The sequence below is a fragment of the Serratia sp. AXJ-M genome (genome assembly GCF_046531865.1).
Taxonomy (GTDB): domain Bacteria; phylum Pseudomonadota; class Gammaproteobacteria; order Enterobacterales; family Enterobacteriaceae; genus Serratia; species Serratia liquefaciens.
On sequence record NZ_CP059394.1, the window covers coordinates 2078256 to 2090906 of the forward strand.

Consider the following 12651-nt stretch of genomic DNA (forward strand, 5'->3'; position numbering starts at 1 on the left):
CATGTTTGACTACCCGTAGAAAACCCGTTGCTGCTATGCACCAACGGGTTTTTCTTTTTCTGCTTTCGGGCCATCAATCCCTTCGGTACGGCAGGGCGCCGCACCGAAAAGAGAACTGATTAATGCTCGAACATCGCAGAAATTGACTCTTCGTTGCTGATACGGCGGATGGCTTCAGCCAGCATGCCAGACAGCGTCAGAGTGCGTACGTTTTTCAGGGCCTTGATTTCTGGAGACAGCGGAATGGTGTCGCAGACAATCACTTCATCAATTACCGAGTTGCGGATGTTTTCCACGGCGTTACCGGAGAAGATCGGGTGCGTCGCGTAGGCAAATACGCGCTTGGCACCGCGTTCTTTCAACGCTTCAGCCGCTTTACATAAGGTACCGCCGGTATCGATCATATCGTCAACCAGTACACAGTCACGGCCTGCTACGTCACCAATGATGTGCATCACCTGAGAAACGTTCGCGCGCGGGCGGCGTTTATCGATGATAGCCATATCGGTGTCATTCAGCAGTTTGGCGATTGCGCGGGCGCGCACTACGCCGCCGATGTCTGGGGAAACCACGATTGGGTTCTCCAGATTCTGTTGCAGCATGTCTTCCAGCAGGATCGGGCTACCGAACACGTTATCTACCGGAACATCGAAGAAGCCTTGGATCTGTTCAGCGTGCAGATCCACCGTCAAAACGCGGTCAACCCCTACACTGGAGAGGAAATCGGCTACAACTTTGGCCGTGATTGGCACACGAGCAGAACGCACGCGGCGATCCTGGCGGGCATAACCGAAGTAAGGGATAACAGCAGTAATACGACCTGCGGAGGCGCGACGCAGGGCATCTACCATAACGACCAGTTCCATCAGGTTGTCGTTGGTAGGGGCACAGGTGGACTGGATGATGAAAATATCACCGCCGCGTACATTTTCGTTGATTTGCACGCTCACTTCGCCGTCGCTAAAACGACCTACTGCGGCGTCACCAAGGCTGGTGTACAAACGGTTGGCAATACGTTGTGCTAGTTCCGGGGTGGCGTTACCAGCAAAAAGCTTCATATCAGGCACGAGAAGAACCTCAGGCATGCGTCCAGAGAAGATATTGTCATTCGGCCTTCGCTACGGGGCAGTTAGCGACGCCGGCGCAATATCATACGGGTGTGTAAAAAAACAACGTGAAACCGAAGCGGCGCAGGGATTACAGGGCCAGGTGTGAATGACCCTGCGCAGCGAAACGAGAACTACGGTTTCATCTGCCCGGAACGGATGCGATGTAGTGGAGAGACGTTAACGCCACGCGCTACAAAACCACGTATCCACTCCGGGGCTTGATTTAACACCTGACGGGCGGCGGTTTCTGTGTCGAATTCAGCAAACACACAAGCACCTGTGCCAGTCAGGCGTGACGGCGCGTATTCTAACAGCCAAGAAACAAGCTGTTCAACCTCGCGAAAACGTTTTCTTGCTATAGGTTCGCAATCATTTGCGTAAGTTGCCTGTAACAGCACACTTAACGGACGAACCGGGGTGTCTCTTTTTAATTCCGCATCGCCAAAAATTGCCGGGGTAGGGATGCTGACCCCCGGATGCGCCACCAGATACCATTTTTCCTGCGGGTTGGCCGGCTGCAAACGCTCACCGATGCCTTCGGCGAACGCTGCATGGCCACGCACGAAGACAGGGACGTCGGCACCGAGCGCCAGCCCCAGTTCTGCAAGCTGGTCGTCGCTCAAACCGCAGCGCCACAGTTCATTCAGCGCAACCAGCACCGTAGCGGCGTTGGAGGAGCCACCACCCAGCCCGCCGCCCATCGGCAGCCGCTTTTCGATGCTGATGTCGGCACCCCGTGGCGCGGTATCCAGTCCATGGCGCTCGCAATACTGTTGCAGCAGACGTGCGGCGCGGACAATCAGGTTTTCTTCATCCGGCACGCCCGCCACCGGGGTCAGCAGGTGAATACGGTCATCCTGTCGCACATCGATGGTCAGCGTGTCGCCGTAATCCAGAAACTGAAACAGCGTCTGCAACAGGTGATAGCCGTCTTCACGTTGGCCGGTAATGTATAAAAACAAATTAAGTTTAGCTGGCGATGGCCACTGACGGATCATTTGAGCGTCCAATTATCCATTTTCAGTTTGATGCGCTGGTCACCCTGTTTCAGCTCAAGTCGGCTTGGCAACTGCGGTTGCAGGCTGTTGTTGTAGTCCTGGTAGTCAACGGTCCAGGTCTGTCCGCCTTGCTGGTAGGTCAGCGAGTTCAGGCGATACTGGTCATCCAGCTTGAAGTCGTTGGCTTCACCCGGCAGGCCGAGCATCCATTGGCGCAGGTTATCCAGCGGGATTGCCATACCGGTCAGTTTGCGGATCATCTCTTCGGCATTGTCGCTGACATAGCGCTTGCCCTGATTGTCGGTCAACTGCACCACATTTTTCTGCACGTTGAGATCAAGCTCGGTGCTGCCAAGTGGGTTGGTCAGCAGCAGGCGGTAACGATCAGACGAATACTGCTGCCAGAAGAAGCGCGCGTAGACTTTTTTCTGATCGGACAGGTAGGCGAAAGAGCCCCGGGTCTGATACTGCTCAAGCTGTTGCACCGCTTGCTCATGGGCGCGCCATTGCGGTGATGTCGGGCTGGTGGCCGGGCCGCTGGGTTTGGTGGTGGTACAGGCAGCCAGCACCAGGCTGGCCAGCGGGATCAGGCGTAGCAAACTAACTTTGCGGATTGGCATAACTTTCTCTTGTCCTTTTGTCCTTACGGGCACGCACAGCGAGACCTTGGTATCAGCGTTTACGCTAGCGGGGTAGCGCCGGCGCGTCAATTTTTTGCTGCATCGCTTTGAATCTGCCCGGCTTTGTCACCGCGGTTAGCCTCGGGGGTATGCGCTGCGTTTGCAGATAAGATTAACACAATCGCCCAACCCTGCCGCTGTGGGCACAAGAATATCTCTCTGGTAGGGCGGAGGCCGTTGGCGTTTAGTTGAGGTTGCTAGCGGTATGCTGCAATAGTTTATCGCCGGAGGAGAATACAAGGTCATGAAGCTGTCAGTACGCATTGTTATTTCGCTGTTATGCTTCGCGGGTGCGGCATTTTTTTATCTTCAGGCAAAGCATGTTTTTTGCCAACAGGTCTCTTTTCTTTTGGATCCCACCTTTCGTTGCGGCACTTTAGGTTGGTAAACGCCGGATATTTGATCGCCGCCTGGCGGCTTAGGGGTTGTCGTTATTGCTGAATACTGTGCGGAATATCGCATACTGCACTAAAATTCAGTATGTTATGTCGTCGAATTAATAGTCATCCCGCTGTATTTATTAGCGATTTATCGATTGATGCTGACTATTTCAGCGATTGAACGGAAGATGCGGTTGTTACTTTTATTGAGCCCGCGCATCAAGTAGAATGCCGTTCAACGAGAACCCGTACCAAAAGAAGTATTACTCGAAGCAATGACCCTGCTGGCGTTAGGTATAAATCACAAAACCGCTCCGGTTTCTCTGCGTGAAAGGGTGACCTTCTCCCCAGAGTCGATCGAACAGGCGCTAACCAGCTTGCTCCAACAACCGTTGGTGCAGGGCGGTGTCGTGTTGTCTACCTGTAACCGCACCGAACTTTATCTTAGCGTGGAACAACAGGAACATATTCATGAACAGCTGGTTGCCTGGCTGTGTGAATACCACCATCTGCGCCCGGAAGAAGTGAGCAAAAGCCTGTATTGGCACCATGGCAACGACGCCGTCAGCCATCTGATGCGCGTAGCCAGCGGGCTGGATTCGCTGGTGTTGGGTGAACCGCAGATCCTCGGCCAGGTGAAAAAAGCCTTTGCCGAATCGCAACGCGGCCAGTCGCTTTCCGGTGAGCTTGAACGGCTGTTCCAAAAATCCTTCTCTGTCGCCAAACGCGTACGTACCGAAACAGAAATCGGTGCCAGCGCGGTCTCTGTGGCCTTTGCAGCCTGTACGTTGGCGCGTCAAATCTTCGAATCACTTGCCGAATTGAACGTGCTGTTAGTGGGCGCCGGTGAAACCATTGAACTGGTGGCGCGCCATCTGCGCGAGCACAAGGTACGGCATATGATTATTGCCAACCGTACCCGCGAACGAGCGCAACTGCTGGCGGACGAAGTTGGCGCGGAAGTGATCACATTACCGGAAATCGACGAACGCCTGGCGGACGCCGATATCATCATCAGTTCTACCGCCAGCCCGCTGCCGATCATCGGTAAAGGGATGGTGGAGCGCGCGTTGAAAGCGCGTCGCAACCAGCCGATGCTGCTGGTGGATATCGCCGTACCGCGTGATATCGAACCGGAAGTGGGCAAGCTGGCCAACGCCTATCTGTACAGCGTGGACGATCTGCACGCCATCATTCAAAGCAACCTGGCGCAGCGCAAAGCCGCGGCGGTGCAGGCGGAATCGATCGTTCAGCAGGAAAGCACCAACTTTATGGCCTGGCTGCGCTCACAGGGCGCAGTGGAAACCATCCGCGACTACCGCTCGCAGGCCGATCAGATCCGTGCGGAAATGGAAGCCAAAGCCCTGGCCGCGATTGCGCAGGGCGCCGACGTGGAGCAGGTTATCCACGAGCTGGCCCATCGGCTGACCAATCGTCTTATTCATGCCCCTACCAAATCCCTCCAGCAGGCCGCCGGCGATGGCGACGTGGAGCGGTTGCAATTATTACGCGACAGCCTCGGGCTGGATCAGCATTAGTTTTCTCTTTTAACAGGGTTTAATACCACGCATGAAGCCTTCTATTGTTGCCAAACTGGAAGCGTTACAAGAGCGCCATGAAGAAGTGCAGGCGCTGCTCGGCGATGCCGGCGTTATTGCCGAGCAGGATCGGTTCCGTGCGCTGTCGCGCGAATATGCACAGTTGACCGATGTCAGCCGCTGTTTCCTGGAATGGCGTCAGGTGCAGGACGATCTGGCTACGGCGGAAGTGATGCTGGACGATCCGGAAATGCGTGAAATGGCGCAGGAAGAGTTGAAACAGGCCAAGGCCGCGACGGAAGAGCTGGAACAGCAGCTGCAACTGCTGCTGTTGCCGAAAGATCCGGATGACGAGCGCGGTTGTTTCCTGGAAGTGCGCGCCGGGACCGGCGGCGACGAAGCGGCGATTTTCGCCGGCGACCTGTTCCGCATGTACAGCCGCTATGCCGAAATGCGCCGCTGGCGCGTTGAGATCATGAGCGCCAACGAAGGCGAGCATGGCGGTTATAAAGAAGTGATCGCCAAGGTTTCTGGCGACGGTGTTTACGGCCAGCTCAAATTTGAATCCGGCGGTCATCGCGTACAACGCGTGCCGGAAACCGAGTCGCAGGGGCGTATTCATACCTCCGCGTGCACCGTGGCGGTGATGCCGGAAATACCGGAGGCTGAACTGCCGGAGATCAACGCGGGCGATCTGAAAATCGACACCTTCCGTTCCTCAGGCGCAGGTGGTCAGCACGTTAACACCACCGACTCGGCGATCCGTATTACCCACTTGCCGACCGGCATTGTGGTGGAGTGTCAGGACGAGCGCTCACAGCACAAGAACAAAGCCAAAGCGATGGCGGTGTTGGGGGCGCGTATCCGTGCAGCAGAAATGGCCAAGCGCCAGCAGGCGGAAGCTTCAACCCGTCGTAACCTGCTGGGCAGTGGCGATCGTTCAGACCGCAACCGCACCTATAACTTCCCGCAGGGGCGTGTCACTGACCACCGCATCAACCTGACGCTGTACCGTCTGGACGAGGTGATGGAAGGCAAACTCGACATGCTGATCCAGCCGATTGTGCAGGAATACCAGGCCGACCAGCTTGCTGCGCTGTCCGCCGAGCAGGAGTAATGGACTATCAATCCTGGCTGAAGGCGGCGGTTGCCCGCCTGACGCAGAGTGAAAGCGCCCGACGCGATGCGGAAATCCTGCTGGGTTTCGTGACCGGCCGGGCCAGAACTTTCCTGATGGCGTTTGGCGAAACCGTGCTGACGCCGCAAGAGCAAGATCAGTTGGAGAGATTGTTGGCGCGCCGTGAACGCGGTGAGCCGGTAGCTTATCTGATTGGCGAGCGCGAATTTTGGTCGTTGCCGCTGTCGGTATCGCCCGCCACCCTGATCCCGCGTCCGGACACTGAATGCCTGGTGGAGTTGGCGCTGGAGCTTTTGCCCTCATCCCCTTGCGCCATTCTCGATCTCGGTACCGGTACCGGCGCCATCGCCCTGGCGTTAGCCAGCGAACGCCCAGACTGCAAAGTGACCGGCGTGGATTTACAGCCGGAAGCGGTGGCGTTGGCCCAGCACAATGCGCAGAAGCTGTCGATCGGCAACGCGCAGTTCCTTCAGGGCAGTTGGTTTGCCCCACTGGTCGGAGAAACTTTTGCTCTGATCGCCAGCAACCCTCCTTATATCGACGCCGCCGACCCGCATTTGGCACAGGGCGACGTTCGTTTTGAGCCCAGTAGCGCGCTGGTGGCGCCACAGCAGGGGCTGGCGGATTTGTCCGCTATCGTGCAGCAGGCGCCGTACCACCTGCAATCACAGGGCTGGCTGCTGCTTGAACATGGCTGGCAGCAGGGAGAAAGCGTACGCGCACTGCTGCAGGCCGCCGGTTTTATTTCGATCGATACCCGACGCGATTATGGTGGCAACGATCGCGTCACCTTTGGCCAATGGCCGCAGCAATCACTGAAAACCAACAATAACGAAGCACACAGCGATTAAATAAGGAAGCGATATGGCAGTCTACTCGGCGTTAAAACATCTGCATTTGTTGACGGTCACCATCAGTATTGTCTTGTTTGTATTGCGTTTCTTCTGGAAATGGCGCAATTCGGCTATGATGAACAAACGTTGGGTGAAGATAACCCCGCATATAAATGATACGGTGTTGTTCGTCAGCGGCATCGCGCTGGTGGTGATGTTCAAGTTATATCCGCTGTTGGGTATGGACTCGTGGCTGACCGAGAAGCTGTTTGGCGTTATTATCTATATCCTGCTTGGCTACGTCGCATTGGGCAAGAAGACCAAAAACCAGAACCTGCGCACACTGGCGTTTGTGCTGGCATTGGGCTGTTTGTACCTGATAATTAAACTTGCCACGACGAAAATACCCTTTCTGATGGGATACTTATGAGTAGTATTGCTGATTTTGAATTTAACACCTCGCTGCTGAGCGAGGGCGTGATCCTGGTATCGCAGTCCGTGCGGCGTGATTTCCCCGCCGCTGAGGTCGAACGCAAGCTGCAACAGCTGGTCGACGAAGCGCGTGCGGCCGTGCCGCAGGATCTCAGCCAGGAACAGCAACTGGACGCACTCATTGAATTGTTCTTCAAAACCTGGGGTTTTGGCGGCGCCAGCGGCGTGTATCGCCTGTCCGACGCTATTTGGCTCGACAAGGTGCTGGAAGGTCGTCAGGGCACGCCGGTTTCGCTCGGCACCATTTTCCTTCATATCGCCGCTCATCTGGATTTACCGCTGCTGCCGGTTATTTTCCCCACTCAACTGATCCTGCGGGCAGACTGGCTGGATGAAGAGATGTGGTTGATCAATCCATTGAACGGCGAGACGCTGAACGAACACCAGTTGGAAGTGTGGATCAAGGGCAACCTGGGTCTGGGCGCCGAACTGGAAGACGACGATCTCGATGAGTCAGAAAACGTCATGGTGGTGCGTAAGATGTTGGATACGCTCAAAGCCGCCCTGATGGAAGAAAAACAGATGGAAATGGCGCTGCGCGCCAGCGAAACGGTGTTGTGCTTCGATCCGGAAGACCCTTACGAAATCCGTGACCGCGGGCTGATTTACGCCCAGTTGGAATGCAACCATATCGCGATTTCCGATCTTAACTATTTTGTCGAACAGTGTCCTGAAGACCCGGTCAGCGAAGTGATCAAGGTACAGATCCACTCGATTGAACCGAAACAGGTCACGCTGCATTAATTCATTTACTATGCCCTGTACGCGACAGGCCAAGGCTTGCGGCACGACGGGTAACTTCAATAAAGGCGAAAGCATGAAACAGAAAGTGGTTAGCATTGGTGACATTGACGTAGCGAACGACCTGCCATTTGTGCTGTTTGGCGGTATGAACGTGCTGGAATCGCGCGATCTGGCGATGCGCATCTGTGAACACTACGTCACCGTGACGCAAAAACTGGGCATCCCTTACGTTTTCAAAGCCTCCTTTGACAAAGCCAACCGTTCTTCTATCCACTCCTACCGCGGCCCAGGCCTGGAAGAGGGGATGAAGATCTTCGAAGAAATCAAAAAAACCTTCGGCGTGAAAATCATCACCGACGTTCACGAAGCGTCACAGGCTCAGCCGGTGTCCGAAGTGGTTGACGTGATCCAACTGCCTGCATTCCTGGCGCGTCAGACCGATCTGGTGGAAGCGATGGCGAAAACCGGTGCGGTGATCAACGTCAAGAAGCCACAGTTCGTCAGCCCGGGCCAAATGGGCAATATCGTCGACAAATTCAAGGAAGGCGGTAACGATCAGGTGATCCTGTGCGATCGCGGCAGTAACTTTGGTTACGATAACCTGGTGGTCGACATGCTTGGCATCAACGTTATGAAAAACGTGACGGGCGGCCATCCGGTGATCTTTGACGTGACCCATGCTCTGCAGACTCGCGATCCCTTCGGCGCAGCTTCTGGCGGCCGTCGGGCGCAGGTTGCCGAACTGGCGCGTGCCGGTATGGCGGTTGGCCTGGCAGGTCTGTTCATCGAAGCGCACCCAGAGCCAAACAGCGCCAAATGTGACGGCCCGTCCGCGTTGCCGCTGGACAAGCTGGAGCCGTTCCTGGTGCAGATGAAAGCCATCGACGACCTGGTGAAGAGCTTCCCAGAGCTGGACACCAGCAACTAAACATTTTCACAGCTGTTATTTGTAGGGGCGCAGCATACTGCGCCCGCTATGGTTTAAAGCCCGATTCGTCGGGCTTTTTGTTTTTCAGGCATCGAGCGCTGCAAGCGCTTCAGGCAGCGTCGCGTAGAAATGCAGTTTCCCCTCAATCGGCTGTATCCGTGCCCTTGCCAGCGTTTTCAACGGCTGGAAAGGCATGTCGGTGATTGCCAACTGTTTGCCGGCCGGCAGGGCTTCGATAAAGCGTTGCAAGGCATCCAGTCCCCCGGCATCCAATACCGGCACCGCATCCCACTGCAAGACGATCACGTCATAACTTTCGCTGCGCACCAGTAGCTCGTTAAAAATACGCTCGGCGGCGGCGAAGAACAGCGGGCCATTCACCCGCAGCACCAATCGGCCGTTGTCGGCACTCAGTTCGCTCAGGCGCGTCATGCGCGCAATGCGGCGCATAAACAGCAGCGAGGCCAGTACAATGCCTACGGTAATGGCGATCACCATATCGAACAGCACCGTTAGCGACATGCACAGCAGCATCACCAGAATGTCGTCTTTCGGCGCTCGCCGCAGCAGATAAACCACCTTGTGCGCCTCGCTCATATTCCAGGCCACCATCAGCAACAGCGACGCCATTGCAGCCAGCGGCAGCCAGGACAACCACGGCGCCAGCACCAGTAACGCCAGCAGTACCAACAACGCATGGATGATGGCCGAGACCGGGGAGGTGGCACCGGCGCGTACGTTGGCGGCAGAGCGCGCAATGGCCGCGGTGGCGGTAATGCCGCCGAAGAAAGGCGCAATGATGTTGCCCGCACCCTGGCCGATAAGTTCGGTATTGGAGTTGTGCTTCTTGCCGGTCATCCCGTCCAGTACTACCGCGCACAGCAGGGATTCTATGGCCCCGAGCATCGCCATGGAGAAGGCAGCCGGCAGCAGGGCGGAGAGTGTTTGCCAGCTCAGCGCCATCGGCTTGCCGTCACCGGCCGGTAAATCCCACGGCAGCATCAGCTGCGGCAGAATGGGCGGTATGCCCTGGCCGTGGGTGCCGTCGGCCAGCAGATAGCTGAATCGCGAGCCGATGGTCGCAACCGGGTGGTCAAACAGCGCCAGAATACCCATAACCGCGGTACCCGCCAGCAGTGCGGGTAAATGGCCCGGTACCCGCAGGCCGAGCTTGGGCCAGAAGATAAGGATCAATAGGGTCACTGCGCCGATCAGGGTGTCGCCGACGTCCAGCGTCGGCAGCGCCTGCAGCAGGGCGTAAACCTTACCCACATAGTGTTCCGGCACCACCGCCATTTGCAGGCCAAAGAAATCCTTCACCTGCATGGTAGCAATGGTGATGGCGATACCGGAGGTAAAGCCCAGCGTCACCGACAGGGGAATGTACTCAATCAGGCGGCCGAAACGCGCCAGTCCCATGATGACCAAAAACAGTCCGGAAAGCAGGGTGGCGATCAGCAGGCCTGAAAGGCCGAACTGCTGCGACACCGGATAGAGGATCACCACAAACGCGGCGGTAGGCCCGGAGACGCTGTAGCGCGAGCCGCCGCTGATGGCAATGACAATCCCGGCAACCGCCGACGTATAGAGTCCATATTGGGGGGGAACGCCGCTGGCAATTGCCAGTGCCATTGCCAACGGGATGGCGATAATACCGACGGTGACGCCGGCGATGGCATCTTTTAGCAGGCGTTGCAGGGAATAAGGATCTCGCCAACAGGCATCAATCAGCGCGCTGAACGGCCTGATGCCGTTAATTTCATGCGTTTTCATCTGAGGTGTAAACCAAGTCTATAAAAGAGAACGGAATGGCGGGCCGGATGCGGTCCGTCTCGAATAGCTGATAGACACCATACGCCTGTTGTGACGGCGATTCCTAGATATACATCAATGCACTTCGGAAAATCAGACTTATACTCTTTCAGGGACGGGATAAATGACAAGTTACAGACAGGCCGCGGGTCAGGCGGCCTGCGCAGAAAGAATAGGCCAGGTTATACCGCTTAGTGAACCGCCGGTAGGGATAATCCGAGAAAATGTGCCAGGGTGCCGACCAACAGATTGTGATCTTCCAACTGGGGTGAGCCGGAAATGCTGATGGTGCCGATGCAGCCCACGCCACCAAGATTGATCGGGAAGGCGCCACCGTGTGCCGAGTAATCGCTGACGCTCAGGCCATAGCGTTCTTCCAGAGTCGATTGTCGTTGCTGCAGGCGCAGGCCAATCGCGTAAGAGCTCTTGTGGAAGTGCTTCACCACATTGCGTTTGCGCCGTACCCAATCGGCGATATCGGGGGTAGTGCCGGGCATGGCGTAATAAAACAGCGTTTGCCCCGCGAGCTGGATCTCAATGGCGATCGACAGGCGGCGCTGTTCGGCCGCTGATTTCAATGCAGAGCCCAGCTCCCAGGCGGTGTTATGGTCAAAATGGCTGAAGGTCAACGCGGTTTCTTGTTCGCTAAGCACATGCAAGTCATCATCGATATTCATGGTCGCCCCCTTTATTGGTTGCCAACAGATTATCCTGAACAGAATTTATGGGATAGATACCTTGGAAATAACATAGAACTGCTAATCTATTATTAACCTGAGTAATAATATGTACGATGCCGAAATGGATGAGACAGGGAATGCTCAAAATTCGTCGCTAAATCCCCCTGTCGATTCCGTGGAGCCTATCGAATATTTATGACTTACGTCGCGTCAATACCCACCCTGTATAGTGACGCCTGCATTACCTATGCCACGCTGTCCGTCAGCTATTTTGCCCTCAGTAAAAATGCGCCTTTTTCTTATCAGTCCGAAGGATGGAGGCGTATAGTCTTTGGCCTGCTTGCCGGGCTGGCGGTGCTGTTTCTCAATCAGGACCGGCTGGAGTTGAGCGGTTACCTGCATTTCAGCTTTGCCATGATCCCGATGATACTGGTGACCTTTTATGGCGGGGCGGTCAGTGGACTGGTCTGCTACCTGATGTCGCTGGTATTTACGGGAGGCTTGACCGTCGATAATCTGTTTATCGGCTCGATCATCATTCCATTGCTGTTGTCGCGTGTGTGGTTGAGAAAGTCGAATCGGGTGTTTTATCTCACCATTGGCATCATTGCGCTGTACCGTATCGGAGTGGTCTGGTTATTGGCAGATATACGCGCGCTATGGGGAGATGTGTTGTTGTATCAGGCGGTCTCGGCCCTGTGTCTGGCAATATGCTTCCACGGGCTGAATTTCAAAGAGCGCCATATCCACGCTTATTTCTCTATGCGTGATAAAGCCACCACCGACAGCCTCACCCATATCAATAATCGCGCCAGTGTAGACTATCGACTCATCCAGCAGCAGGCGGAGCGCAGCCCCTGCGGGTTGATGATCCTCGATCTGGATAATTTCAAACGAATCAACGACACCTACGGCCATTTGGCCGGCGACCTGCTGCTGGCTCGCGTCGGACAACTGTTGCAAAGCAGCGTGCGCAGTGAGGATTTCGTCGGTCGTTATGGCGGTGAGGAATTTATCGTGATCACCGCCAGTTATGATCCGACGGTGATTGGCGGTGTGGCGGAGCGCATACGACGCAGCGTGGAAACGACGTTATTTTTGCTGGATGAAGACGTCGAGGCACGTATCACGGTTTCTATCGGTGCGTCGTTATACCTGCCCGGCATGGCGTTGGACAAGGCAATAGAGGTCACGGATGAGGCGCTGTATGACGCCAAGCGGCAGGGGAAAAATCGGGTGGTCTGCAGCAGGCTGATGCAGCTTGCCCCGCTGGGTGCTGGTTTTCGGCAGGAATAACCCCTCCTGAAGGTTCAGGAGGG

General features: G+C 55.8%; 12 protein-coding genes. 7 read left to right on the plus strand and 5 right to left on the minus strand.

Annotated features, from left to right (window positions below):
• Positions 1 to 119: 119 nt before the first annotated feature.
• The 3 genes from prs to lolB form a co-directional block, all read right to left on the minus strand.
• Positions 120 to 1067, minus strand: a complete 948-nt coding sequence (gene prs / locus H0S68_RS09765) for a ribose-phosphate diphosphokinase (RefSeq protein WP_041414469.1) — start codon at positions 1065 to 1067, stop codon at positions 120 to 122.
• A 173-nt stretch (positions 1068 to 1240) separates the two neighbouring features.
• A complete protein-coding gene (ispE, locus tag H0S68_RS09770) occupies positions 1241 to 2107 on the minus strand; it encodes a 4-(cytidine 5'-diphospho)-2-C-methyl-D-erythritol kinase (RefSeq protein WP_259216914.1) in 867 nt (288 codons plus the stop codon).
• Positions 2104 to 2727, minus strand: coding sequence for a lipoprotein insertase outer membrane protein LolB (gene lolB / locus H0S68_RS09775; protein WP_020826445.1), 624 nt, complete (start codon positions 2725 to 2727; stop codon positions 2104 to 2106). Before lolB ends, ispE begins: the two co-directional genes overlap by 4 nt.
• 715 nt (positions 2728 to 3442) lie before the next feature.
• On the opposite strand from lolB, the gene hemA reads away from it, so the two are divergent.
• From hemA to kdsA, 6 genes are all read left to right on the plus strand, one after another.
• The gene (hemA, locus tag H0S68_RS09780) at positions 3443 to 4705 is read left to right on the plus strand and encodes a glutamyl-tRNA reductase (protein WP_037420462.1); all 1263 of its coding nucleotides are present in this window, start codon (positions 3443 to 3445) and stop codon (positions 4703 to 4705) included.
• Between the two features lie 31 nt (positions 4706 to 4736).
• Positions 4737 to 5822 carry a peptide chain release factor 1 gene (prfA, locus tag H0S68_RS09785; protein ID WP_048760652.1) on the plus strand — a complete coding sequence of 362 codons (1086 nt, stop codon included), beginning with the start codon at positions 4737 to 4739 and terminating at the stop codon, positions 5820 to 5822.
• Positions 5822 to 6694, plus strand: a complete 873-nt coding sequence (gene prmC, locus H0S68_RS09790; protein ID WP_142815397.1) for a peptide chain release factor N(5)-glutamine methyltransferase — start codon at positions 5822 to 5824, stop codon at positions 6692 to 6694. Before prfA ends, prmC begins: the two co-directional genes overlap by 1 nt.
• 13 nt (positions 6695 to 6707) lie before the next feature.
• The gene (locus tag H0S68_RS09795) at positions 6708 to 7106 is read left to right on the plus strand and encodes a SirB2 family protein (RefSeq protein WP_046373829.1); all 399 of its coding nucleotides are present in this window, start codon (positions 6708 to 6710) and stop codon (positions 7104 to 7106) included.
• A complete protein-coding gene (gene sirB1 / locus H0S68_RS09800) occupies positions 7103 to 7912 on the plus strand; it encodes an invasion regulator SirB1 (protein ID WP_020826449.1) in 810 nt (269 codons plus the stop codon). Before H0S68_RS09795 ends, sirB1 begins: the two co-directional genes overlap by 4 nt.
• A gap of 73 nt (positions 7913 to 7985) precedes the next feature.
• Positions 7986 to 8840 (plus strand): 3-deoxy-8-phosphooctulonate synthase, encoded by an 855-nt coding sequence (kdsA, locus tag H0S68_RS09805; RefSeq protein WP_020826450.1) that lies wholly within the window; start codon positions 7986 to 7988, stop codon positions 8838 to 8840.
• 84 nt (positions 8841 to 8924) lie between these two features.
• On the opposite strand, the gene dauA is transcribed toward kdsA, so the two are convergent.
• Positions 8925 to 10613 carry a C4-dicarboxylic acid transporter DauA gene (dauA, locus tag H0S68_RS09810; RefSeq protein WP_130015575.1) on the minus strand — a complete coding sequence of 563 codons (1689 nt, stop codon included), beginning with the start codon at positions 10611 to 10613 and terminating at the stop codon, positions 8925 to 8927.
• Between the two features lie 230 nt (positions 10614 to 10843).
• The gene (locus H0S68_RS09815) at positions 10844 to 11329 is read right to left on the minus strand and encodes a heme-degrading domain-containing protein (protein ID WP_116690702.1); all 486 of its coding nucleotides are present in this window, start codon (positions 11327 to 11329) and stop codon (positions 10844 to 10846) included.
• Between the two features lie 198 nt (positions 11330 to 11527).
• Here H0S68_RS09815 and H0S68_RS09820 point away from each other — a divergent pair, with 198 nt between their 5' ends.
• Positions 11528 to 12628 carry a GGDEF domain-containing protein gene (locus tag H0S68_RS09820; protein ID WP_142815396.1) on the plus strand — a complete coding sequence of 367 codons (1101 nt, stop codon included), beginning with the start codon at positions 11528 to 11530 and terminating at the stop codon, positions 12626 to 12628.
• Positions 12629 to 12651 lie beyond the last annotated feature (23 nt).